The sequence below is a fragment of the Streptomyces gilvus genome (assembly GCF_022513565.1).
Lineage (GTDB): Bacteria > Actinomycetota > Actinomycetes > Streptomycetales > Streptomycetaceae > Streptomyces > Streptomyces gilvus.
Genome location: NZ_JAKWBE010000001.1, coordinates 168,194 through 191,517 on the forward strand (window position 1 = coordinate 168,194; position 23,324 = coordinate 191,517).

The 23,324-nt window shown below is 71.2% G+C and carries 22 protein-coding genes and 1 pseudogene; 7 read left to right on the plus strand and 16 right to left on the minus strand.

Going from position 1 to position 23,324, the window contains the following annotated elements:
- Window positions 1–55 precede the first annotated feature (55 nt).
- The gene (locus tag MKW14_RS00765) at window positions 56–439 is read left to right on the plus strand and encodes a BlaI/MecI/CopY family transcriptional regulator (protein WP_240858116.1); all 384 of its coding nucleotides are present in this window, start codon (window positions 56–58) and stop codon (window positions 437–439) included.
- A gap of 404 nt (window positions 440–843) precedes the next feature.
- Here the strand turns inward: MKW14_RS00765 and MKW14_RS00770 are convergent, their stop codons facing one another.
- A complete protein-coding gene (locus tag MKW14_RS00770; protein ID WP_240858117.1) occupies window positions 844–2,001 on the minus strand; it encodes an MFS transporter in 1,158 nt (385 codons plus the stop codon).
- A gap of 16 nt (window positions 2,002–2,017) precedes the next feature.
- Window positions 2,018–2,140 carry a hypothetical protein gene (locus MKW14_RS40790; RefSeq protein ID WP_276618051.1) on the minus strand — a complete coding sequence of 41 codons (123 nt, stop codon included), beginning with the start codon at window positions 2,138–2,140 and terminating at the stop codon, window positions 2,018–2,020.
- A 113-nt stretch (window positions 2,141–2,253) separates the two neighbouring features.
- Here MKW14_RS40790 and MKW14_RS00775 point away from each other — a divergent pair, with 113 nt between their 5' ends.
- Genes MKW14_RS00775 through MKW14_RS00785 form a run of 3 tightly spaced genes read left to right on the plus strand, consistent with a single transcriptional unit; the run spans window position 2,254 to window position 5,014 of the window.
- Window positions 2,254–3,738 carry an AlkA N-terminal domain-containing protein gene (locus MKW14_RS00775; RefSeq protein WP_276618053.1) on the plus strand — a complete coding sequence of 495 codons (1,485 nt, stop codon included), beginning with the start codon at window positions 2,254–2,256 and terminating at the stop codon, window positions 3,736–3,738.
- Window positions 3,739–3,746: 8 nt separating this feature from the next.
- Complete coding sequence (locus MKW14_RS00780) at window positions 3,747–4,229, plus strand: methylated-DNA--[protein]-cysteine S-methyltransferase (RefSeq protein ID WP_240858118.1); 483 nt, start codon at window positions 3,747–3,749, stop codon at window positions 4,227–4,229.
- Window positions 4,230–4,246: 17 nt separating this feature from the next.
- A complete protein-coding gene (locus tag MKW14_RS00785; protein WP_240858119.1) occupies window positions 4,247–5,014 on the plus strand; it encodes a DeoR/GlpR family DNA-binding transcription regulator in 768 nt (255 codons plus the stop codon).
- On the opposite strand, the gene MKW14_RS00790 is transcribed toward MKW14_RS00785, so the two are convergent.
- Genes MKW14_RS00790 through MKW14_RS00800 form a run of 3 tightly spaced genes read right to left on the minus strand, consistent with a single transcriptional unit; the run spans window position 5,011 to window position 7,386 of the window.
- Window positions 5,011–5,748 carry an SIR2 family NAD-dependent protein deacylase gene (locus tag MKW14_RS00790; protein ID WP_240858120.1) on the minus strand — a complete coding sequence of 246 codons (738 nt, stop codon included), beginning with the start codon at window positions 5,746–5,748 and terminating at the stop codon, window positions 5,011–5,013. The two genes, MKW14_RS00785 and MKW14_RS00790, sit on opposite strands and share 4 nt — an antisense overlap.
- A gap of 40 nt (window positions 5,749–5,788) precedes the next feature.
- Window positions 5,789–6,286, minus strand: coding sequence for an NUDIX domain-containing protein (locus MKW14_RS00795; protein WP_240858122.1), 498 nt, complete (start codon window positions 6,284–6,286; stop codon window positions 5,789–5,791).
- 26 nt (window positions 6,287–6,312) lie between these two features.
- Window positions 6,313–7,386 carry an ADP-ribosylglycohydrolase family protein gene (locus tag MKW14_RS00800; RefSeq protein ID WP_240858123.1) on the minus strand — a complete coding sequence of 358 codons (1,074 nt, stop codon included), beginning with the start codon at window positions 7,384–7,386 and terminating at the stop codon, window positions 6,313–6,315.
- 212 nt (window positions 7,387–7,598) lie between these two features.
- Here MKW14_RS00800 and MKW14_RS00805 point away from each other — a divergent pair, with 212 nt between their 5' ends.
- A complete protein-coding gene (locus MKW14_RS00805; protein WP_240858897.1) occupies window positions 7,599–8,717 on the plus strand; it encodes a glycerate kinase in 1,119 nt (372 codons plus the stop codon).
- A gap of 112 nt (window positions 8,718–8,829) precedes the next feature.
- Here the strand turns inward: MKW14_RS00805 and pssA are convergent, their stop codons facing one another.
- The 9 genes from pssA to MKW14_RS00850 all read right to left on the minus strand — a co-directional run bounded on the left by pssA (window position 8,830) and on the right by MKW14_RS00850 (window position 19,759).
- A complete protein-coding gene (gene pssA, locus MKW14_RS00810) occupies window positions 8,830–9,648 on the minus strand; it encodes a CDP-diacylglycerol--serine O-phosphatidyltransferase (RefSeq protein WP_030936949.1) in 819 nt (272 codons plus the stop codon).
- A 22-nt stretch (window positions 9,649–9,670) separates the two neighbouring features.
- Window positions 9,671–10,327, minus strand: a complete 657-nt coding sequence (locus MKW14_RS00815) for a phosphatidylserine decarboxylase (protein WP_240858898.1) — start codon at window positions 10,325–10,327, stop codon at window positions 9,671–9,673.
- Between the two features lie 170 nt (window positions 10,328–10,497).
- Complete coding sequence (locus MKW14_RS00820) at window positions 10,498–11,703, minus strand: acyl-CoA dehydrogenase family protein (RefSeq protein ID WP_240858124.1); 1,206 nt, start codon at window positions 11,701–11,703, stop codon at window positions 10,498–10,500.
- Between the two features lie 2 nt (window positions 11,704–11,705).
- Window positions 11,706–12,218, minus strand: a complete 513-nt coding sequence (locus tag MKW14_RS00825) for a MaoC family dehydratase (protein ID WP_240858125.1) — start codon at window positions 12,216–12,218, stop codon at window positions 11,706–11,708.
- A 15-nt stretch (window positions 12,219–12,233) separates the two neighbouring features.
- On the minus strand, window positions 12,234–13,193 hold the full coding sequence (locus MKW14_RS00830; protein ID WP_240858126.1) for an HpcH/HpaI aldolase/citrate lyase family protein: 960 nt from the start codon (window positions 13,191–13,193) through the stop codon (window positions 12,234–12,236).
- Window positions 13,190–15,238, minus strand: a complete 2,049-nt coding sequence (locus MKW14_RS00835; RefSeq protein ID WP_240858129.1) for an ethylmalonyl-CoA mutase — start codon at window positions 15,236–15,238, stop codon at window positions 13,190–13,192. Before MKW14_RS00835 ends, MKW14_RS00830 begins: the two co-directional genes overlap by 4 nt.
- A 17-nt stretch (window positions 15,239–15,255) precedes the next feature.
- Window positions 15,256–16,593 carry a crotonyl-CoA carboxylase/reductase gene (ccrA, locus tag MKW14_RS00840; protein WP_240858901.1) on the minus strand — a complete coding sequence of 446 codons (1,338 nt, stop codon included), beginning with the start codon at window positions 16,591–16,593 and terminating at the stop codon, window positions 15,256–15,258.
- 384 nt (window positions 16,594–16,977) lie between these two features.
- The gene (locus MKW14_RS00845; protein ID WP_240858130.1) at window positions 16,978–17,793 is read right to left on the minus strand and encodes a TetR family transcriptional regulator; all 816 of its coding nucleotides are present in this window, start codon (window positions 17,791–17,793) and stop codon (window positions 16,978–16,980) included.
- A 160-nt stretch (window positions 17,794–17,953) separates the two neighbouring features.
- Complete coding sequence (locus MKW14_RS00850; protein WP_240858131.1) at window positions 17,954–19,759, minus strand: 3-hydroxyacyl-CoA dehydrogenase family protein; 1,806 nt, start codon at window positions 19,757–19,759, stop codon at window positions 17,954–17,956.
- A gap of 392 nt (window positions 19,760–20,151) precedes the next feature.
- Between MKW14_RS00850 and MKW14_RS00855 the strand changes: the two genes are divergently transcribed.
- Complete coding sequence (locus MKW14_RS00855) at window positions 20,152–20,727, plus strand: adenylosuccinate lyase (RefSeq protein WP_240858132.1); 576 nt, start codon at window positions 20,152–20,154, stop codon at window positions 20,725–20,727.
- 61 nt (window positions 20,728–20,788) lie between these two features.
- On the opposite strand, the gene MKW14_RS00860 is transcribed toward MKW14_RS00855, so the two are convergent.
- Both MKW14_RS00860 and MKW14_RS00865 read right to left on the minus strand, forming a co-directional pair.
- A complete protein-coding gene (locus MKW14_RS00860; protein ID WP_240858133.1) occupies window positions 20,789–21,187 on the minus strand; it encodes a RidA family protein in 399 nt (132 codons plus the stop codon).
- A gap of 58 nt (window positions 21,188–21,245) precedes the next feature.
- Entirely contained in the window at window positions 21,246–22,823 is a 1,578-nt protein-coding gene (locus tag MKW14_RS00865) for an alpha/beta hydrolase (protein ID WP_240858134.1), read from the minus strand.
- A 288-nt stretch (window positions 22,824–23,111) separates the two neighbouring features.
- Here MKW14_RS00865 and MKW14_RS00870 point away from each other — a divergent pair.
- Window positions 23,112–23,266, plus strand: a pseudogene (locus MKW14_RS00870) (IS5/IS1182 family transposase); the annotation flags it as partial.
- Window positions 23,267–23,324: the final 58 nt, after the last annotated feature.

The window sequence follows — 23,324 nt, forward strand, 5'->3', positions numbered from 1 at the left end:
AGGGAGAGGTGCGAGTCGGTGACCGGTGGACCCTACGCGCCGTAAGGTGGAGGCCATGGCAGGCACGACTCCTCGCGGCAGAGCCGAGCGACGCAGTTCCGGTGAGCTGGAGAGCGAGGTCCTCGCCGCCCTGTGGGCGACCGACCTGGCCCTGACGCCGGCCGAGATCCAGGCCGAGCTGGACGGCGACCTCGCCTACAACACCGTGCACACCATCCTGCGGCGCCTGCACGACAAGGGCCTCGTCCTGCGGGACGCCGACGGGCGGCGCGGCGCGTACCGCCCGGCGAAGAACGCGGCCCAGATGACCGCCGAGGCCATGCACCAGGCCCTGGGCCGGGGACCGGACCCGATAGCCGCGCTGCAGCACTTCGTCACCGGCCTGAGCGCCGAGGAGGAGACGGCCCTGCGCGACCTGCTGGGCGAGGGCGGCGCCTGAGAGGGCTACGGCGATCGGGCACGGGATGGGAGGAGCGGGTGCGGATGTCGAGCCAGCCGAGGTAACCGAGTTGAGCCGGTGCTGAGCTGAGCAAGGTGGGGAGTCGGGGTCCTCCCTGCCCTGCAGCTCCGTCGAGCCGCCCCTCACCCCCTCCGCGCCCCCCGCTCCGCAACCCCGTCAAGCCGCTCCGGATCCTGTGCGCCCCCCGCTCCGCAACCTCGTCAAGCCGCCCCCGGGTCCTGCGCGCCCCCCCGCCCCGCAACCCCGTCAAGCCGCCCCCGGGTCCTGTGCGCCCCCCGCTCCGCAACCTCGTCAAGCCGCCCCCGGGTCCTGTGCGCCCCCCCGCTCCGCAACCTCGTCAAGCCGCCCCCGGATCCTTCGCGCCCCCCCGCCCCGCAACCCCGTCAAGCCGCCCCCGGATCCTTCGCGCGCCCCTCACCCCGCAACCCCCGAGCCACCAGCACCGTCCCGCACGCCGTCACCACGGCCAGGGTCGCGTAGCCGTGCGTCAGCGTGGTCGCTGCGGCGACCCCCGCCACCAGCAGCGGGCCGCCCGCGTCGCCCAGTTCGCGGCCGAGTTCGGCCGCGCCCATGGTCTGGCCCAGGCGTTCCCTCGGGGTCGAGGACGCCAGGGTCGCGAAGCCCAGCGGAGTGATCAGGCCCGTACCGACGCCGATCAGGGCGGCGGCGAGCAGCACGCCCGTGAGGCCCGGCAGCATCGCGCAGGCCAGTCCCGCCGCCGTGAGCAGCAGCCCGGCGGTCAGGCCGGTCCGCGCGGTCAGCCGCCCGGCGTCCAAGGCCCGTCCGGTACGGGGCTGCACGACCGCCGCGCACGCGGCCAGCACCGACACCGCGGCCCCCGTCGCCACCGTGCCGAGCCCCGCCGCCCGGCCGGACACCGGCAGGAAGCCCACCCCGACCGACAGCGCGGCCGTGGCCCCGGCGAGCGCGGCCGTCGGCACCAGGAACGCCGGGTCCGCCAGCCGTCGCGCCAGGTCAAGGACCGTCTGCCGGGCCCGGGGGAGCGGCGGTACGACGGGTACGGCGGCCAGCGCCCACCCCGCGACGGCGACACCGAGCAGCGTCAGCACCGCGAACAGCAGCCGCAGCCCGCCGGCCCACACCAGCACCCCGCCGAGCAGCGGCCCCAGCGTGTAGCCGATCGACTTGCAGAAGCCGTAGCCGCCGAACGCCCGCCCCTGCTTCGCCGCCGGATTCAGCCGCGACACCAGCGCCGACGCGGCCGGCGAGAACGCGGACGCCGCCGCCCCCTGCCCCAGCCGCGCGGCCCACAACCACCCCGGGCTGTCCGCGATGACGTACAGCGCGGACGCCACGGCGAACGCCACCAGCCCGCCGAGCAGTACCGGCCGCGCCCCGACCCGGTCGGCCAGCGTGCCGAACACCGGCTTGAGGACGACCTCGGCGCCGTCGTAGAGGGCGAGCAGCCCGCCGAGGACGAGCAGCGAGGTGACCGTGTCCTTGCCCGCGCCCCCGAGGTTCGCGGCGATGCCGTGCGCCCCGAAGGCGGTGGTGAACCCGGCGGCGTACAGCGGCCACATCCGCCGACGCGAGGGGTCACCGCCCGGCGTCACGGATCCCCGGCCGCAGATGTCCGACGTGGTCCACGGCCCGGTCGAGGATCTCGGCGGCACGGCGGTCGTGCGGCCGCTCCGTGCCCACCTCGCAGGCCAACTCCATGCGGGCATCGTACCCAGCGACCGCCGCCCGGTGATCCGCACCGGCCCGGGGCAGCTCAGGTCGATGTCGGATTCTCGCCAGCCCTGCCCTCGACCATCGCCGATGCTGGACGCATGCAGAACGGGATGCACACCGACAAAGAGCGCTGCGTACGCGCCGTCCAGTCCAAGGACGCCCGCTTCGACGGCTGGTTCTTCACGGCGGTCCTGACGACCCGCATCTACTGCCGGCCCAGCTGCCCCGTCGTCCCGCCCAAGCCCGAGAACATGACCTTCTACCCCAGCGCGGCCGCCTGTCAGCAGGCCGGCTTCCGCGCCTGCAAGCGCTGCCGCCCCGACACCAGCCCGGGCTCCCCGGAGTGGAACCAGCGCGCCGACCTCGTGGCGCGCGCGATGCGGCTGATCGCCGACGGCGTCGTGGACCGCGAGGGCGTCCCCGGCCTCGCCGCCCGCCTCGGCTACAGCACCCGCCAGGTCGAACGCCAGCTGCTCGCCGAACTCGGCGCCGGTCCGCTGTCCCTCGCCCGCGCCCAACGCGCCCAGACCGCACGCCTGTTGATCGAGACGACCCCGCTGCCGATGGCGGAGATCGCCTTCGCCGCCGGCTTCTCCTCGATCCGCACGTTCAACGACACGGTCCGCGAGGTCTTCGCCCTCTCCCCGAGCGAACTGCGCGCCCGCCTGCCCAGGACCAGGACCCCGGCCGCCACCCCCGGCACCCTCGTCCTCCGCCTCCCCTTCCGCGCCCCCCTCAACCCCGACAACCTCTTCGGCCACCTCGCCGCGACCGCCGTACCCGGCGTCGAGGAGTGGCGCGACGGCGCCTACCGCCGCACGCTCCGCCTCCCGTACGGCCACGGCCTCGCGTCGCTGACCCCCGAACCCGACCACATCGCCTGCCGTCTCACCCTCAGCGACCTGCGCGACCTGACCGTGGCGATCAGCCGCTGCCGCCGCATGCTGGACCTGGACGCCGATCCGGTGGCCGTCGACGACCAGCTGCGCACGGACCCCGTCCTGGCCCCGCTGGTGGACAAGGCCCCGGGCCGGCGCGTGCCCCGCACGGTCGACGAGGCCGAGTTCGCCGTGCGGGCCGTCCTCGGCCAGCAGGTCTCCACGGCCGCCGCCCGCACCCACGCGGCCCGCCTGGTCACCGCGCACGGCGACCCGGTGGACGACCCGGAGGGCGGCCTCACCCACCTCTTCCCGACCCCCGAGGCACTGGCCGCCCTCGACCCCGAGACCCTGGCCATGCCCCGCACCCGGCGCACCACCTTCACCACCCTGGTCACCCAACTGGCCTCCGGCGCCATCCACTTGGGCCCGGAGAGCGACTGGCCCGAGAGCCGCGCCCGTCTGCTCGCCCTGCCCGGCTTCGGCCCCTGGACGGTGGACGTCATCGCCATGCGCGCCCTCGGCGACCCGGACGCCTTCCTCCCCACCGACCTCGGAATCCGCCGCGCGGCCAAGGAGTTGGGCCTGCCCTCCACCCCGGGAGCCCTGACCACCCGCGCGGCGGCCTGGCGGCCCTGGCGGGCGTACGCGGTCCAGTACCTGTGGGCGACGGACAGCCACCCGATCAACTTCCTCCCGGTGTAAGGACGTTCATGAAGCAGCACACCGTCATCACCAGCCCCTACGGCCCCCTCACCCTCGTCGCCGAGGACGGCGTCCTGTGCGGCCTCTACATGACCGACCAACGCCACCGGCCGGCCGAGGAGACGTTCGGCGACCGCGACGACAGCCCCTTCGGCGAGGCGGAGGAACAGCTCAGGGCCTACTTCGACGGCGAGTTGAAGGAGTTCACCCTCGAACTCCGCCTGACCGGGACCCCGTTCCAGCGCACGGTGTGGGACCAGCTGCGCCGGATCCCCTACGGCGAGACCCGCTCCTACGGCGAACTGGCCGCCGCCCTCGGCAATCCGGCCGCCTCCCGGGCGGTCGGCCTGGCCAACGGAAAGAACCCGGTCGGCATCATCGTCCCCTGCCACCGCGTGGTGGGTGCCGACGGCAGCCTGACGGGCTACGGCGGCGGCCTGCCCCGCAAACGGCGCCTGTTGGACTTCGAACGGGGAACCGCGCTGTTCTGACGGGTAATGTTCCGTCGGTGCTGGCCGAACAACGACACCAACTGATCCTGCGGGCGCTGCGATCCGGCGGCACCGTCACCGTGACGGACCTCTCCGATCAGCTCGGAGCCAGCGCCGCGACCGTCCGCCGCGACCTCCTGAAGCTGGAGGCGGACGGACTGCTCACCCGGGTGCACGGGGGAGCGGTCGTCGAGGACGAACCGGCTCCCTTCGCCGAGGCCGCCGAGGCGCGGGTGCCGGGGAAGGACGCGATCGCCGCCCGCGCCGCCGCGATGATCGAGGACGGCCAGTCGGTGATCCTCGACTCCGGCACCACCGTCCACCGGCTCGCCCGCCGGCTCCACGGACGCCGGATCACGGTCGTCACCAACAACCTCGCCGTGTACGAGGAACTCCTCCCGGACGACACCGTCGAGTTGATGCTGCTCGGCGGCATGGTCATCCGTGAGTCACGCATGCTGGACGGCTTCATGGCCGAGGACAACCTCCGCCAGGTGCACGCCGACTGGCTCTTCATGGGCGCCTGCGGGGTGCGGGCCGGCGGGCAGGTCATGGACACCACGGTCGCCGAGGTGCCCGCGCGGCGCGCCATGATCGCCGCCGCCGACAAGGTGGCGCTCCTCGCCGACGGCTCCAAGTTCCCCGGCACCGGCATGGTGAAGATCTGCGACCCCGAGGAACTGGACGTCCTCGTCACCGACACCCCGACCGACGCCACGACCCGCGCCGCGCTGGAGGAGGCCGGCGTACGGGTGCTGCGGGCATCGGAGGCCGAGAGCGCCTAGCCGTCGCCCTCCGTGCTCAGCCGGCGCAGCAGCTCCGGCAGCGCGGTGCCGATCGGCTCCCGTACGAGCTCGTCGGCGATCTCGTCGTACGGCGTCGGCTCGGCGTTGACGATGACGAGCCGCGCCCCGTGGTCGGCGGCGACGCCCGCGAGCCCGGCGGCGGGCTGCACCTGCAGGCTGGTGCCGACGGCGATGAACACCTGGCAGGCCTTGCTGATGGCGACGGCCTCACCGAGCACCACCGGATCGAGCCGCTCACCGAACATGACGGTCGCGGACTTGAGGACGCCGCCGCACTCCAGGCACGGCGGGTCCTCCTCACCGGCCTCGACCCGGGCGAGCGCGTCCTCCATCGAGCCCCGCGCGTGGCAGCCCGTGCACACCACCTGCCGTGCGGTGCCGTGCAGTTCGAGCACCTTGCGGGCCGGCATCCCGGCGAGCTGGTGCAGCCCGTCCACGTTCTGCGTGATCACCCGCACCGGCACGCCCGACTTCTCCAGCTCGGCCACGGCCCGGTGCGCGGCGTTCGGCTCGGCGAGCAGCGTCCGGTTCGCGCGCCGCATCCGCCACGACCGCCGCCGGATCTCGGGGTCCCCCATGTAGTACTCGTACGTCACGAGCTTCTCGGCCCCGGGATCCTTCCGCCACAGCCCGTTCGGCCCGCGGTAGTCGGGGATGCCGGAGTCGGTCGATATACCGGCGCCGCTCAGGATGGCGACGAGGGGCTTGGTCATGGGGCCGAGGGTAGGGGGCGTGCCGGGGCGGGGCGACCGCTTATCCGTGCGCTCGGCGGCCGTTCTCCAGCTCGGCCGTTCCGGACCCCTCGTCCAGCACGTCCAGGGCGACCAGGACGCGGTCGCCGAGGGTGCCCAGGAGGTGGTCGCCGAGGTCCTCGCGGGCGACCAGGCGCCAGGACAGGAGTTCCTCCTCCTGCAGCCGGATCGCCTTGAGGTCGTCCTCGGTCAGGATCCCGCCGTCGTACAGGTAGGCGACCAGCGGCGGGAAGCCGGGCCGGTAGACCCAGTCCACCGCGAGCAGCCGTCCGAGTTCGCGGTCCAGGCCGATCTCCTCCAGCGTCTCGCGGTGGGCGCCCTGACGCGGGGTCTCGCCGCCGTCGGACTCGATGGTGCCGCCCGGCAGCGCCCAGCCCTCACGGTAGTTGGGCTCGACGAGCAGCACCCGGCCCTCCGTGTCACGGAAGAGCGCGGCGGCGCCGGAGAGGATGCGGGGCAGGCCCGCGAGGTACGCGGCGAATTCTTCGGAGCTGGTCACACAGGAAGGGTAACCAGCCGCACGGGTCAGCTCTCCGCCTCCGCCAGATGCAGCGTCCGCTCGGCCAGTTCGCTGATCCGCACCCCGTCGAACCCGAAGACCGCGCTGCGGACCGTGTCCTCCAGCGGGTCCTTCCACTGGTCGGGGATCGCCTCGGCCCCGGTGAGGACGCCCGCCACCGAGCCGGCCGTCGCGCCGTTGGAGTCGGTGTCCAGGCCGCCGCGGACGGTGAGGGTGATGGTGCGGGTGAAGTCGCCGTCGCCGTACAGCAGGCCCGCGGTGAGCACGGCCGCGTTGGGGATGGTGTGGATCCAGCCGAGGCCGGTGGTCTCCTCGCCGACGGTGGCGAGCGTGTCCTCCCAGGTCATCCGGGTGTCGTGGAGCGAGACGACCCGGCGAACGGTGCGCGCCAGCCGGCTGGAGGCGGGGATGACGGCCAGCGCCTGGTCCACCGCGTGCCGGACCGTCGGCGCCGTGAACGCCGCCGCGATCAGCGCCGCCGCCCACATCGCCCCGTACACGCCGTTGCCGGTGTGCGAGAGCACCGCGTCCCGGCGGGCCAGGGAGGCGGCGCGGCGCGGGACGCCCGGGCAGGTCCAGCCGTAGATGTCGGCCCGGATCAGGGCGCCGATCCACTCCTGGTACGGATTGTCGTAGGTGGCCGTCAGCGGCGGCTTCAGCCCGTTGGCGAGGTTGCGGTACGCCGCTCGTTCCGCCGTGAACGTCTGCAGGTACGGCAGTCTCAGCAGCCACAGGTCGCCGACCTGCTCGGTGCTGAAGCCGAAGCCGTGGGTCTCCAGCAGGTCGAGGCCGAGGATGGCGTAGTCGACGTCGTCGTCCCGGCAGCTGCCGTGGATCCGGCCGCGCACGCACTGGCGCCACTCGGGGCGCAGCTCGAAGCCGTCGCTCTCGACGGCCGGCTCGGGGAGGTAGTCGGTCAGGGGCAGGGCGGCGGCCTGCCGCAGATAGCGGTCGATGCGGTCCCGCGTCCACAGGTCGCCCTGCTCGACCGGTTTGCCGAGCATGTTGCCCGCGATCCGGCCCAGCCAGCCCCCGAGGACGCGGTCGGCGAGCTCTGGCTCAGTGCCCACAGGGGTCATAGCTCCGGTTTACCCAATTCCGGGGGCGCGTGCGCGGTCCCGGCCGTCCGCACAGTCGCCTGACACGCCGCTCGTACGTCCCTCCCACGCCGTTCTCAGGGACCGGGCGGTGCATGACGGCGGGGGTGTGCTCCGGTTAAGGTCACAGCGGCGCGACTGGCCCTGACATGCCTCGGGGCCCGGAGAGCGAGGGGAAACAGGTGACACAGCGCGTGCTCATCGCCGCGGACAAGTTCAAGGGGTCGCTCACGGCCGTGCAGGTCGCCGAGCGCGTGACGGCCGGGCTGCGCCGGGCCGTGCCGGGCGTGGAGGTGGAGGCGCTGCCCGTCGCCGACGGCGGCGACGGGACCGTGGACGCGGCGGTCGCGGCCGGTTTCGAGCGCCGCGAGGTGCGCGTCGCCGGGCCGCTCGGGCACGAGGTGACCGCCGCGTTCGCGCTCAGGGCCGGCACGGCGGTCGTGGAGATGGCGGAGGCGAGCGGGCTCCAGCGGCTGCCCCGGGGCGTCTTCGCGCCGCTCACGGCCTCCACGTACGGCTCCGGCGAGCTGCTGCGGGCCGCGCTGGACGCGGGCGCGCGCACGATCGTGTTCGGCGTCGGCGGCAGCGCGACGACCGACGGCGGCGCGGGCATGCTCTCGGCTCTCGGCGCGCGGTTCCTGGACGCGGACGGGGAGTCGGTGCCGCCGGGCGGCGGCGGCCTCGCCGAGCTGGCGTCCGCCGACCTGTCGGGCCTGGACCCGCGGCTGGCGGACGTGGAGCTGATCCTGGCCAGCGACGTCGACAACCCGCTGACCGGCCCCACGGGCGCCCCGGCCGTCTACGGCCCGCAGAAGGGCGCCTCCCCGGACGACGTGGAGATCCTGGACTCGGCCCTGGCGCACTACGCGAAGGTGCTGCAGGAGACGGCCGGCGCGCACGCGGCCGAGTACGCCGCGTCCCCGGGCGCGGGCGCCGCCGGCGGCATCGGCTTCGGCGCCCTGCTGCTCGGCGCCCGCTTCCGCCCCGGCATCGAGGTCATGCTGGAGGTGCTGGGCTTCGCCCCGGCGCTGGAATGGGCCACGCTGGTGATCACCGGCGAGGGCTCCCTCGACGAACAGACCCTGCACGGCAAGGCTCCCGTCGGCGTCGCGGCGGCGGCCCGGGCGGCGGACAAGGAGGTCGTCGCGGTGTGCGGCCGCCTCGCGCTGCCGCCGGAGGCGCTGGGACGGGCGGGCATCCGACGGGTGTATCCCCTGACGGACGCCGAGCCCGACATCGCCAAGTGCATCGCGGACGCCGGGCCGATCCTGGAGCGGGTGGCGGAACAGATCGGACGGGACTTCCTCAGCTGACGGGCCCCGGACGCTCAGCCGACGGTCCCCCGGACACCAGCTGACCGCCCCCGGAACGGTGCAGGGCCCCCAGCCGACCGGCCGGGGGCCCTGCACCGTCGTACACGATCCGCTACGGCAGCTGTGCCGCCCGGGCCTCGCGCCGGTTGTCGCGGAAGTTGTTCACCCGGCGGGCCGTGGCGAACAGCGGGATGACCGCGCCCGTGACCAGCTGCAGCGCGCAGCCCGTCTGCAGGAGCAGCTGTCCGCTCGGCGCGTCGAACGCCCAGGCCGCGAGCAGCCCCATCGACACGACGATCCAGGACAGCATCGCCACCGCGAGACGGCCCCGCGGCTTCGGGTACTCCACCCGGCTCACCATCAGCCAGGCCGTGCCCAGGATCGCCAGCAGCGTCGCCACGAAGGGCAGCTCCAGCAGGACGATCGACACGACCGTCAGCGCGCCGAACGGCGAGGGCATGCCCTGGAACATCCCGTTGGGCACCGTCACGCACGAGAAGCGCGCCAACCGCAGGACGACGGCCAGGAGCACCACGATTGCCCCGACCGCGGCCACTCTCTGGTGTGCGTCGTCCGCGACCATGCCGTAGACGAGGACGAAGTACGCGGGCGCCAGACCGAAGCTGATCAGGTCGGAGAGGTTGTCCAGCTCCGCGCCCATGGGGGAGGAGCGCAGCTTGCGCGCGACCAGGCCGTCGAACAGGTCGAAGACGGCCGCGCACAGCATCAGGATCACCGCGGTGGCCGCGCTGTGGCGGGCCATTCCGGTCTCCTGGTCGCCGGTGAGGTGCGGGATGAGGATCCCGGTGGTGGTGAAGTACACCGCCATGAACCCGCACGTGGCGTTGCCGAGGGTGAGGGTGTCCGCTATTGAGAGGCGGAGCGAGAGGGGCATCTCCTCCTCTTCGTCCACCTCGTCGGCCTCGGGCACCCAGCCCGCCTGGGTATCAGGATCAATCACGGTCAATGCGAGTCACCCCAGCCACGGTCTTCTGACCGACCTCGACCGCGACCTCCACGCCCTCGGGCAGGTAGACGTCGACGCGCGAGCCGAAGCGGATCAGACCGATGCGGTCGCCCTGCTCGACCTTCGTCCCCTGCGGGACGTACGGCACGATGCGGCGGGCCACCGCGCCGGCGATCTGGATCATCTCGATGTCGCCGAGTTCGGTGTCGAAATGCCAGACTACGCGCTCGTTGTTCTCGCTCTCCTTATTGAACGCCGGAACGAACCCGCCGGGGATGTGCTCGACCGACGTGACCGTGCCGGAGAGCGGCGCGCGGTTGACGTGGACGTTGAGCGGGCTCATGAAGATCGCGACGCGGGTCCGGCCGTCCTTCCACGGCATGATGCTCTGCACCACACCGTCGGCGGGCGAGATGACCCGGCCCGGGGCGATCTCGCGCTCGGGGTCGCGGAAGAACCACAGCATGCCGGCCGCGAGCGCGGTGGCGGGCACGGCCACGGCCTTGGCGACGCCGGAGCGGCGGGCGCGGACCAGGCTGAGGGCTGCGGTGGCGACGGTCGGGAGAAGCCACGGCGATGCTCCGCGCGCAAGACGTACGCCTGCCAGGCTGTCGCGTGGTGCAGAGGTTTGGCTGTGGGGCATGGATGACCTTCGTAGCGGATGATGCCGCGCTGTAACGGGGGACGGCGGCTTTCCCGGGATCGTACCGGTCGCGGACCACAACTGGGCAAGCCAGGAAGCCGAGTCGGCGACCGAAGAGTGCCTACGGGGTGTGATCTTCTTCTCCAAGAAAACACCCCGTATCCGGACATCTAACCCTGGAACCGATACTCTTCGAGCAGTCTGCGACCGATGATCATTTTCTGGATTTCAGCGGTACCCTCACCGATCAGCAGCATCGGCGCCTCGCGGTAGAGGCGCTCGATCTCGTACTCCTTGGAGAAGCCGTAACCGCCGTGGATCCGGAAGGCGTCCTCCACGACCTCCTTGCAGTACTCCGAGGCCAGGTACTTCGCCATTCCGGCCTCGAGGTCGTTTCGTTCGCCGGAGTCCTTTTTGCGTGCGGCGTTCACCATCATCGCATGGGCGGCCTCGACCTTGGTGGCCATCTCGGCCAGCTTGAACTGGATGGCCTGGTGCTGGGCGATCGGCTTGCCGAACGTGTGCCGCTGCTGGGCGTACTGGACGCCGAGTTCGAAGGCACGCTGAGCGACGCCGCAGCCACGCGCCGCCACGTTCACCCGGCCGACCTCGACGCCGTCCATCATTTGGTAAAAACCTCGGCCGGTCTCGCCGCCGAGCACCCGGTCGGCCGGAATCCGCAGGCCGTCCATGACGAGTTCGGTCGTGTCGACGCCCTTGTACCCCATCTTGTCGATCTTCCCGGGGATGGTGAGGCCCGGACGGACCTCCCCGAAGCCGGGCTCCTTCTCGACCAGGAAGGTCGTCATCGACTTGTGGGGCGCGGTGCCCTCGGGGTGTCCTTCATCACTTCGGACGAGTACGGCGACCAGACTTGACGTTCCGCCGTTCGTCAGCCACATCTTCTGGCCGTTGAGGACGTACTCGTCGCCGTCCCTGACCGCCTTGGAGGTGATGGCGGACACGTCCGAGCCGAGGCCCGGCTCCGACATCGAGAAGGCGCCGCGGACGTCGCCGGCCGCCATGCGCGGCAGGAAGTGGTCCTTCTGCTCCTGTGTGCCGTGCTGCTTGAGCATGTACGCCACGATGAAGTGCGTGTTGATGATGCCGGACACCGACATCCAGCCACGGGCGATCTCCTCCACGCACAGGGCGTAGGTGAGGAGCGACTCGCCCAGACCCCCGTACTCCTCGGGGATCATCAGGCCGAACAGGCCGAGTTCCTTGAGGCCGTCGACGATCTGCTGCGGGTACTCGTCGCGGTGCTCCAGCTCGGTGGCGACCGGGATGATCTCCTTGTCCACGAAGTCGCGGACGGTGGAGAGGATCTCCTGCTGGATGTCGGTCAGACCGGCGGTCTGGGCGAGACGGGCCATGGCTACTTCTCCTGCTGCTTGAGCTGGGGGCGGCCGGGCTGCTCGCCGCCGCGCTCCTTGATGTACGTCTCGGTCGGCACCATCACCTTGCGGCGGAAGACGCAGACGAGCGTGCCGTCCTGCTTGTAGCCCTTGGTCTCGACGTGCACGATGCCGCGGTCGTTCTTCGACTTGGACGGCCACTTGTCGAGCACGGTCGTCTCGCCGTAGATCGTGTCGCCGTGGAAGGTCGGCGCCACGTGCTTGAGCGACTCGATCTCCAGGTTGGCGATCGCCTTGCCGGAGATGTCCGGCACGGACATGCCGAGCAGGAGGGAGTAGACGTAGTTGCCCACGACGACGTTCTTGCCGAAGTCCGTGGTGTTCTCGGCGTAGTTGACGTCCATGTGGAGCGGGTGGTGGTTCATGGTGAGGAGACAGAACAGGTGGTCGTCGTACTCCGTGACCGTCTTGCCCGGCCAGTGCTTGTACGTCGCCCCGACCTCGAACTCCTCGTAGGTGCGTCCGAACTGCATCGCGCTCAGGGCTCCTCAGTTGTCGGGGGTCTCGAACTTCGACGTGCGCTGCATGCCGGCCGCCCGGCCCTTGCCGGAGATGACCAGGGCCATCTTGCGGCTGGCCTCGTCGATCATCTCGTCGCCGAGCATCGCCGAGCCCTTCTTGCCGCCCGCCTCGGAGGTGTAGTAGTCGTACGCGTCCAGGATCAGCTCGGCGTGGTCGTAGTCCTCCTGGGAGGGCGAGAAGATCTCGTTGGACGCCTCGACCTGGCCCGGGTGCAGCACCCACTTGCCGTCGAACCCGAGGGCCGCGGCCCGCTGGGCCACCTCGCGGTAGCCGTCGATGTTGCGGATCTGCAGGTAGGGGCCGTCGATCGCCTGGAGGTTGTTGGCGCGGGCGGCCATCAGGATCTTCATCAGGATGTAGTGGTAGGCGTCCGCCGGGTAGCCGGGCGGCTGCTCGCCCACGACCAGCGACTTCATGTTGATGGAGGCCATGAAGTCGGCCGGGCCGAAGATGATCGTCTCGACGCGCTGGGACGCCGTCGCGATCTCGTTGACGTTGTTCAGGCCCTGCGCGTTCTCGATCTGCGCCTCGATGCCGATCTTGCCGACCTCGAAGCCCATCGTCTTCTCGATCTGGGTCAGCAGGAGGTCGAGGGCGACGATCTGCTGGGCGTCCTGCACCTTCGGCAGCATGATGCAGTCGAGGTTCTGGCCGGCGCCCTCGACGACCGTGACGACGTCGCGGTACGTCCACTCGGTCGTCCAGTCGTTGACGCGCACGACCCTCGTCTTGCCCGTCCAGTCACCCTCGTTCAGGAACTTCACGATGGTGTGCCGCGCCTCGGGCTTGGCGAGCGGGGCGCACGCGTCCTCCAGGTCCAGGAAGACCTGGTCGGCGGGGAGACCCTGGGCCTTCTCCAGGAAGCGGGGGTTGCTGCCCGGCACGGCCAGGCAGGAGCGCCGCGGGCGGAGACGGTTGACGGTCATGCGGGGACCTCCAGGGGGTCGAGCTTGTTCGCTTTCCGGATCTCGTCGACGATGCGGCCGATGATCCCGGTGATGTCGAAGTCCTTCGGGGTGAAGACCGCGGCCACGCCCGCGGCCCTGAGCTGCTCGGCGTCACCATGGGGGATGATCCCACCGGCGATGACGGGTATATCTGTGGCACCCGCCACACGGAGCCGCTCCAGGACGTCCGGCACGAGCTGGGCGTGCGAGCCGGAGAGGATCGACAGGCCGACCGCGTGCACGTCCTCGGCGAGGGCCGCGTCCACGATCTGCTCGGGCGTCAGACGGATGCCCTGGTAGACGACCTCGAACCCGGCGTCGCGGGCCCGCACCGCGATCTGCTCGGCGCCGTTGGAGTGCCCGTCCAGACCGGGCTTGCCGACCAGGAAACGCAGTTTGCCGACGCCGAGCTCGCGGGCGGTGGCGTCCACGGTGCGACGCACTTCACTCAGCGCCGAGCCCTCCGCGGCGGCGACGGCCACCGGAGCGGACGACACTCCGGTGGGCGCCCGGAACTCGCCGAACACCTCGCGCAGGGCCCCGGCCCACTCGCCGGTGGTGACCCCGGCGCGGGCGCACTCCAGGGTGGCCTCCATGAGGTTGTCCGTACCGCGCGCGGCTTCCTTCAGCTTCTCCAGCGCCTTGCACGGGCGGGGGTGGTTGAAGGGCGGCTGGTAGCGGGTGTCCCGCCAGTTCCGCAGCGACTTGACGACGCGGGCCTCGACGGCCGGGTCGACGGTCTGGATGGCCGTGTCGAGATCGGCGGTCAGGGGGTTGGGCTCGGTCGTCTCGAAGATGTTGACGCCGACGATCTTCTCCTGGCCGGACTCGATACGCGCCCGCCGCTCGGCGTGGGAGGAGACGAGCTGCGACTTGAGGTAGCCGGACTCGACGGCGGCCATCGCGCCGCCCATCTCCTGGATCCGCTCGATCTCGGCGAGGGAGTCCTCGACCAGCTGCGCGACCTTCGCCTCGATCACCTTCGAGCCCTCGAAGATGTCCTCGTACTCCAGCAGGTCGCTCTCGTGGGCGAGCACCTGCTGGATGCGCAGCGACCACTGCTGGTCCCAGGGGCGGGGCAGGCCCAGGGCCTCGTTCCAGGCCGGCAGCTGCACGGCACGCGCGCGTGCGTCCTTCGAGAGGGTGACGGCCAGCATCTCCAGCACGATCCGCTGGACGTTGTTCTCCGGCTGCGCCTCGGTCAGACCGAGGGAGTTGACCTGGACGCCGTAGCGGAAGCGGCGCTGCTTGGGGTTCTCGATGCCGTACCGCTCGAGCGTGATCTTCTCCCAGATCCGCCCGAACGCCCGCATCTTGCACATCTCCTCGATGAAGCGGACGCCCGCGTTCACGAAGAAGGAGATACGGGCCACGACGTCCCCGAACTTCTCGGCGGGGACCTGCCCTGAGTCGCGTACGGCATCGAGAACCGCGATCGCGGTGGACATCGCGTACGCGATCTCCTGGACCGGTGTGGCGCCCGCCTCCTGCAGGTGGTAGCTGCAGATGTTGATCGGGTTCCACTTCGGTATGTGGGAGACCGTGTACGCGATCATGTCCGTCGTCAGCCGGAGTGAGGGCCCCGGCGGGAAGACATGGGTCCCCCGCGACAGGTATTCCTTGACGATGTCGTTCTGGGTCGTGCCCTGGAGCCGGGTGATGTCCGCACCCTGCTCCTCGGCGACGACCTGGTAGAGCGCCAGCAGCCACATGGCGGTGGCGTTGATCGTCATCGAGGTGTTCATCTGCTCCAGGGGGATGTCCTGGAACAGCCGGCGCATGTCACCGAGGTGCGCGATCGGCACGCCGACCCGGCCCACCTCGCCGCGGGCGAGGATGTGGTCGGAGTCGTAACCGGTCTGCGTCGGCAGGTCGAAGGCCACGGAGAGGCCCGTCTGCCCCTTGGCGAGGTTGCGCCGGTACAGCTCGTTGGACGCCTCGGCGGTGGAGTGCCCGGCGTACGTGCGCATGAGCCACGGCCGGTCCTTCTCCCGCGCCCCGTCGGCGCTCTGACGCTCAGTCATCTATGACCCCGGGTGTCTCAGATGTTGCGGAAGCGGTTGATGGCGTCGACGTGCTTGGCGCGCATCTCCTCGTCGCGCACGCCCAGGCCCTCCTCGGGGGCCAGGCACAGCACGCCGACCTTGCCCTGGTGGGCGTTGCGGTGCACGTCGTGGGCGGCCTGCCCGGTGTCCTCAAGGGAGTAGACCTTGGAGAGCGTCGGGTGGATCTTGCCCTTCGCGATGAGCCGGTTGGCCTCCCAGGCCTCGCGGTAGTTGGCGAAGTGCGAGCCGATGATCCGCTTCAGGGACATCCACAGGTAGCGGTTGTCGTACTCGTGCATGTAGCCCGAGGTCGAGGCGCAGGTGGTGATGGTGCCGCCCTTGCGGGTGACGAAGACACTCGCGCCGAAGGTCTCGCGGCCCGGGTGCTCGAAGACGATGTCGATGTCCTCGCCGCCGGTCAGCTCGCGGATGCGCTTTCCGAAACGCTTCCACTCCTTCGGGTCCTGGGTCTGCTCGTCCTTCCAGAACCGGTAGCCCTCGGCGTTGCGGTCGATGACGTTCTCGGCGCCCATCGAACGGCAGATCTCCGCCTTCTCGGGGCTGGAGACGACACAGATCGGGTTGGCGCCGCCGGCCAGCGCGAACTGGGTGGCGTACGAGCCCAGGCCGCCGCTCGCGCCCCAGATCAGGACGTTGTCGCCCTGCTTCATGGCGGCGCCGTTGCGGGAGACCAGCTGGCGGTAGGCGGTGGAGTTGACCAGGCCCGGAGCGGCGGCCTCCTCCCAGGACAGGTGGCCCGGCTTGGGCATCAGCTGGTTGGACTTGACCAGCGCGATCTCGGCGAGGCCGCCGAAGTTGGTCTCGAAGCCCCAGATGCGCTGCTCGGGGTCGAGCATGGTGTCGTTGTGGCCGTCGCTGGACTCCAGCTCGACCGACAGACAGTGCGCGACGACCTCGTCACCGGGCCGCCAGGCGTTGACGCCGGGGCCGGTGCGCAGGACGACGCCGGCGAGGTCGGAGCCGATGATGTGGTACGGCAGGTCGTGGCGCTTGGTGAGCTCGCTGACCTTGCCGTAGCGCTCCAGGAACCCGAAGGTCGACAGGGGCTCGAAGATCGAGGTCCACACGGAGTTGTAGTTGACCGAGGAGGCCATCACGGCCACCAGGGCCTCGCCCGGGCCGAGTTCCGGCAGCGGAACCTCGTCCAGGTGGAGCGACTTGCGCGGGTCCTTGTCGCGGGTCTGCATGCCCGCGAACATCTCCGTCTCGTCCTTGTGCACGGTGATCGCGCGGTACGACTCGGGGAGCGGCAGGGCGGCGAAGTCGGCGGACGTCGAGTCCGGCGACTGGATCGCGTCCAGGATGTCCTTCACGGTCACGGTGTTGCCTCCGGCGATGGGCGTCCTGAGGGAGGGACGCTGAGGGTTACGTCGGTGTGCTGCTGAGGGTCTCGGGAGGTGCCGTCGGTTCGGCGGTGGTGCTTCGGCAGCGCTTTGTGGCGCGGGAGGTTGCCTGTGACGCAGGCGCCGGGCACGCAGGCGGTGGGCCTGCCGGGACAGCCCGACACCATCAACGTATGACACCGCGTGTCAGGTGACAAGGCACTGAGTGCCAGGAATGTGTTCTCAGATGAAATCTTTACGTAACAAATGAGCGATGATCGATCGAACGCGGCTTGAAATGTGTCTGAAAGGGGGGCCTGACATGCCAAAACGGCCACCCCGAAGGGTGGCCGTCGTCACAGTCGCCCGAGGCGCTCAGCGCTCCTTCAGCGCCTGCTCGATGGTCCGCATGACCTCGTCCAGAGGGGCGTCGGTGCGCGCCACGGCGACCAGGACCTCGCCCTGCGCGGAGACCGACGCGGGAGAGGAAGCCGGCTTCGGTGCCGTCGAGCGGCCCGCTCCGATGCCCGTGCCGAACGTCCTGCGCACGATCGCGAAGGCGTGGTCCAGCTGCGCCTCCACGTCGCCCTGCCCGCCGGCCCGCAGCCAGCGCCGCAGCACGTGGTTGTGGGCGGTGACCACGGCGGACGCGGCGACCTCCGCGAGCAGCGGGTCGTCGTTGGCGTCGTCGTCGTGCGCGTGCTCGTCGAAGTGGCCGAGGAGATAGCGGGTGAAGAGGCGCTCGTAGCGGGCCACCGACGCGATCTCCGCCTCGCGCAGGGTCGGCACCTCACGCGTCAGCTTGTAGCGGGCGACCGAGATCTCCGGCCGGGCCGCGTACATCCGCATGACTTCCTTGATCCCGCGGCACACCGTGTCGAGCGGGTGCTCGTGCGCCGGGGCCGCGTTGAGCACGGCCTCGGCGCGGATCAGTGTGTCGTCGTGGTCGGGGAAGATCGCCTCTTCCTTGGAGCGGAAGTGGCGGAAGAAGGTGCGGCGGGCGACCCCGGCCGCGGCGGCGATCTCGTCGACCGTGGTCGCCTCGTACCCCTTGGTCGCGAACAACTCCATGGCCGCGGCCGCCAGTTCTCGGCGCATCTTGAGCCGCTGGGCGGCGGCACGGCTGCCTGCGGCACTTTCCGGCGCGTCGGGCGTGGCTGGTGTACGTGAGGACCTGGCGGGCTGGGACATGACCCGAACGTACTGCATGTCCGCAGCGTGCCGCGCAGGTACCGGGGTTCCCCCGCCCCGCGCGGACGGGGGGACGCCGGCTCGGGCGGGCGGGGGCCGACCGCCGGGGTCGAGCAGTCCGCCCCAGTCCGCTTCCGCTGTGAACCAGTCGCCGACGCCGTCAGCGGCGGGCATATTCGCGGAAGCCGCGGCCGGACTTGCGGCCGAGGCAGCCCGCGGCCACCAGGTGCTCCAGCAGCGGCGCCGGGGCCAGGCCCGGGTCGCGGAACTCGCGGTGCAGGACCTTCTCGATCGCGAGGGACACATCGAGCCCGACGACGTCCAGCAGTTCGAAGGGCCCCATCGGATAGCCGCCGCCCAGCTTCATCGCCGCGTCGATGTCGTCCAGGGACGCGTAGTGCTCCTGGACCATCTTGATCGCGTTGTTGAGGTACGGGAACAGCAGGGCGTTCACGATGAAGCCCGCACGGTCGCCGCAGTCGACCGCGTGCTTCCTGATCCTGACGCAGACCTCGCGGACCGTGGAGTGGACGTCCTCGGCCGTCAGCACCGTGCGGACGACCTCGACCAGCTTCATCGCGGGCGCCGGGTTGAAGAAGTGCATGCCGATCACGTCCTGCGGACGCGAGGTGGCGCGGGCGCAGGCGACGACCGGCAGCGAGGAGGTCGTGGTGGCCAGCACCGCGCCAGGCTTGCAGACCTTGTCCAGCGTCTGGAACAGCTGCCGCTTGATCTCCAGGTCCTCGGCGACCGCCTCCACCGCCAGGTCGACGTCCGCGAAGGACTCGTACGAGCCGGCCGGGGTGATCCGTTCCAGCGTCTGGGCGGCCGCCTCGGCGGTCAGCCGGCCCTTGTCGACCGAGCGCGCGAGCGACTTGCCGATCCGGGCCCTGGCGGCCTGCGCCTTCTCCTCGCTGCGGGCGGCCAGGACGACGTCGTAGCCCGCCTTGGCGAACACCTCGGCGATGCCGGAGGCCATGGTGCCGGAGCCCGCGACACCGACCGCGCGGACCGGGCGGCCGGGGACACCCAGGTCGCCGGTCAGGGGCGTCAGCGCGTCGGGCACGACGGTCGCGCTGCCGGGGGCCTCGTAGGTGTAGAAGCCGCGCCCCGACTTGCGGCCGGTCAGGCCCGCCTCGCTGAACTGCCCCAGGATCGGGGCCGGGGCGTGCAGCCGGTCGCGGGACTCGGCGTACATGGCCTCCAGGACCGTACGGGCCGTGTCCACGCCGATCAGGTCCAGCAGGGCGAGCGGGCCCATCGGCAGACCGCAGCCCAGGCGCATCGCGGCGTCGATGTCCTCGCGGGAGGCGTACTTGGCCTCGTACATCGCGGCGGCCTGGTTGAGGTAGCCGAACAGCAGCCCGTCGGCGACGAACCCGGGCCGGTCGCCGACCGCGACGGGCTCCTTGCCGAGGTCCAGGGCGAGGTTGGTGACGGCCGTGACGGCGGCGGGCGCGGTCAGGACCGAGGAGACGACCTCGACCAGCCTCATCGCGGGCGCCGGGTTGAAGAAGTGCAGGCCGAGCACGCGCTCCGGACGGGCCGAGTCGGCGGCCAGCCGGGTCACCGACAGGGCGTTGGTGCCGGTCGCCAGGATCGTCTCCGGTCGCACGATGCCGTCCAGCTCACGGAAGATCTGGTGCTTGATCGCGTACGACTCCGGCGCCACCTCGATGACCAGGTCGACGTCGGCCGCCGCGCGCAGATCGGTGGAGGTGCGGACGCGGGCCAGCACGTCGGCGCGCTCCCGCTCGGTCAGCCGGCCGCGCTCCACGGCGCGGGCGGTGGCCGCCTCAAGCGCGGCGAGGGACTTGCCGGCCGCGGCCTCGCTGATGTCGATGCCGACGACCTCGCGGCCGGCCTTGGCGAGGACCTCGGTGATACCGGTGCCCATGGTGCCGAGACCGACGACGGCAATGGTCTTCAGCGGGGGCAGGGAAGGGTCGGACAGGGGAGTGGCCATCGCGGGACTCCAGGAATGAGGGTGACGACTGGGAGCGCGCCCGGGTGCGCCGGATCAGGGCCGGCCGAAGCGGGCCCGGGCGCACCGGGTGCGTGGAGAAGTGCGGGTGTTGCCGGGCTGCGAGCGCACACGCCCGGTGCCGTCGCCGTGGGCGTGCACACGCCCGGAGCGAACGGCGGCGTCCGACCGGCCCTGTCCCGGGGCCGGGTCGAGCTGCGGTACATGAGTACCGAACCGACTGCTCTGACGGCGGCTGCGTCACCAGGCCGTCGTCGCGATGCGAGTGGGTGACTCGCTCGTCTGAGCTTAACCGGTGGGTAACGAGCGCGCCAGCCCCCCGTGTTTGTGACGTACGTCCCGGCGGATCGGCGCTCCCCACTAATCTCGGTGCCATGGACGAAGAGTTGCGATCACTCACGGAGCGTTTACGGCAGGAGTCCGCGGGGTCCGCCCGCTACGACCGGCTCATGGCGAGCGAGGACCCCGACGAGCTGGCCGGCGTCCTCACCGAGCCGGGGCAGCCGCTGTGGGCCCGGGAGCTGGCCGCGGTCCGCCTGGGTCTCGCGGGCGACCGCCGTGCCTTCGAATCCCTCGTCCTGTTCCTGAACCACCGCGATCCGCAGCGCTGCGCCTCCGCCGCGTACGCCCTCGCCCGTCTCGGCGACCCACGCACCGCACGCGCGGCCGCCGCCCTCGCCACCAACGAACTCCGCGTCGCCTACGCCCTGCACCCGGTCCGCCTCCTGACCCGGCTGCGCGCCCCCGAGTCCGTACCGGCCCTGATCACCACCCTGCGGCGACGCCTGCACCCCCACGACCCCTACCGCCGTGTGGCCCTCGCCTGCGTGGAGGGCCTCGGCACCCTGGAGGACGCCCGCGCCCGCCCCGTCCTGAGCGAGGCCCTGGCCCACCCGGCCCTGGCGGAGGCGGCGGTACGGGCCCTGTCCCGCATCCCGAAACAGCGCTGACAGCGTGTCAGGTGCGCGGAGCGCCCTGAGGTACAGGCCCCGCCGATCGCTCAGGTGCCGCTCAGGTGCTCACGACCGCGAACGCCTCGATCTCCATCAGGAACTCGGGGCGGACCAGGGAGGCCACCTGGACCGCGGACGCGGCGGGGAGGCGGTCGTCCGGTATGTGTGCGGCCCGGGCCTCGCGGATCGCGGGCATGTCCGCCATGTCCGTGACGAAGTAGGTGAGTTTGACGACGTCGTCGAAGGTCGCGCCGGCCGCCGCAAGGCAGCGGCGGAGGTTGGCGAAGACCTGACGGGCCTGGGCCTCGGCGTCGCCCTCGCCGACGAGCCTGCCGTTCTCGTCGAGGGCCAACTGGCCGGCGATCGCGACGAAGCGGCCCGTGCCCATGACGACATGGCTGTACTGGGCGGCGGGAAAGACCCCGTCGGGGGCGGTGATCCTGGTCAGCTCACTCATGCGTCCATGGTGGACCACGGGTCTGACAACGACCGCCCCCGAGCAGGCCGTGGGCCTCTCAGCCGCGGAAGCCGACCAGGCCGTGCAGGGCCGAGCCGCGGGCGGACGTCGACGCCGCCTTCGCGGTCAGCGGCTCGGGATCGGGCAGCTTCGGGCAGACCGCGTCGATCTCCCGCCCGCTGCGCGGCACCGTGCCGTTCGACAGGTAGTTGGCGAGGTACTTGTCCAGGCAGGCGTTCCCGCTCAGCGTGATGCCGTGGTTGCCGCCGCCCTGCTCGACCACGAAGCTCGAGCCGGCCAGCAGCCGGTGGACCGTCAGACCGCCCACGTACGGCGTCGCCGCGTCGTTGGTCGCCTGGAACAGCAGCGCCGGCGGCAGCTTGCCGTTGGCGACGTTGACCGGCCGCAGCGAGTCCGTCGGCCAGAACGCGCACGGCGCGTTGTACCAGGCGTTGTTCCAGGCCATGAACGGCGCCCGCTCGTACACCCGCCAGTTGTCCTTGCGCCACTGGTTCCAGTCCCGCGGCCAGGAGGCGTCACGGCACTGCACCGAGGCGTAGATGCTGTAGCCGTTGTCCCCGGACGCGTTCACAGCGGCGAAGTTCTCGTACGCCTCCACCAGCGGCTCGGGGTTCTTGTCGTTCACATAGGACGCGAACGCCCCCGCCAGGTAGGGCCAGTAGCCGTTGTAGTAGCCGCCGGGGATGAAGGTGTCCTCCAGTTCGGAGGCGCCGACCTTGCCGTCGGCCGGCTGCTTCGCGAGCGCCCTGCGCATCGCGTACCACTTGGCCTCGATCTGCTCCGGGTCGGTACCCAGCTTGTATGTCGAGTTGTATTTGGCGATCCAGGACATCAGCGCCCGGTGCCGGTCGTTGAAGGCGTAGTCCTGCCCGATGTTGTCCTCGTACCAGACGCCGGTCGGGTCGACGATCGAGTCCAGGACCAGGCGCTTGACGCGCTGCGGGAACAGCTTGGCGTAGACCGCGCCGAGGTAGGTGCCGTACGAGTAGCCGAAGTAGCTGGTCTTCTGGGCGCCGAGCGCCGCGCGGATGGAGTCCATGTCCTGCGCGGCCTGGACGGTGTTGATGTACGGCAGCAGGTCCGCGTACTTCCTTCCGCAGGCCGCCGCGAAGGACTGGGCGCGCCGCAGATTGGCCTTCTCCAGCGCCGGGGTGCTCGGCACCGAGTCGGGGCGCACCGGGTTGAAGTAGCCGGGCTCGCAGTCGAGGGCGGGCTTGCTCTTGCCCACCCCGCGCGGGTCGAAGCCGATGACGTCGTACTGGGCGGCGACCGCCTTCGGCAGCGAGGTCGCGACGAACCCGGCGAGCGTGAGGCCGCTGCCGCCGGGGCCGCCGGGGTTGACCAGCAGCGGGCCCTGGCTCGTCTCGGCGGTGTGCTGCACGCGCGAGAGGGCGAGCGTGATCTGCCGCCCGTAGGGATCGCGGTGGTCGAGCGGCACCTTGAGGGACGCGCACTGGAGCGTCGGGTAGTCGGTGGTGCCGCAGTTCTTCCAGGTGAGCTTCGCCGCGGGAGCGGTGTCGGCGGCTCTGGGGGCGCTGGCGTCGGCGGGGACGGCCGCAACGGTCCCGGCCACGACGACCGCGGCGCCGCACAGCACGGCTGCGCGTTTTCTCATGGGGTCCTCCCAGGACGGAGGGTTTCGGGCCGCGCGTCTCACGGTCCTCGCCGCATCGTCCCGGAAAGCAGTCCCGGAAGAACTCGTTCTGGCAATAGTTGACCCGATCGGGTCGGCGGATGCGCTCGAACGCTCTCAAATCAGCGTGAGTTGGGTTGGTTCGGACATCTTCTGTTCAGGCGTCGCCGGTTCGGGGGCTCGGCGGACGGATCCGCCGTGGCATCCCCGCGCGCGGGCCCGATCCCGATTCCCTGGTAGGCCGACAAAACCTACGTCAGCAGGCCGTCCGTCAACGGCTCCCACGCCAAGATCCGCGCGCTCGGCGAACACGCCATGGCCACCCTCAAAACCTGGTGCCTCCTGGGAAGACTCCGGTGCGGCACCACCCGCATCACCGCACTCGTCAAGCAGTCCTCACCCTCCATTTCAACGCCTGGAACTGAGGTTGGGAAAGGCTCACTGCCGAGCTGGGGCAGTTGCCGACGCCGGCCCTCCCGCCGG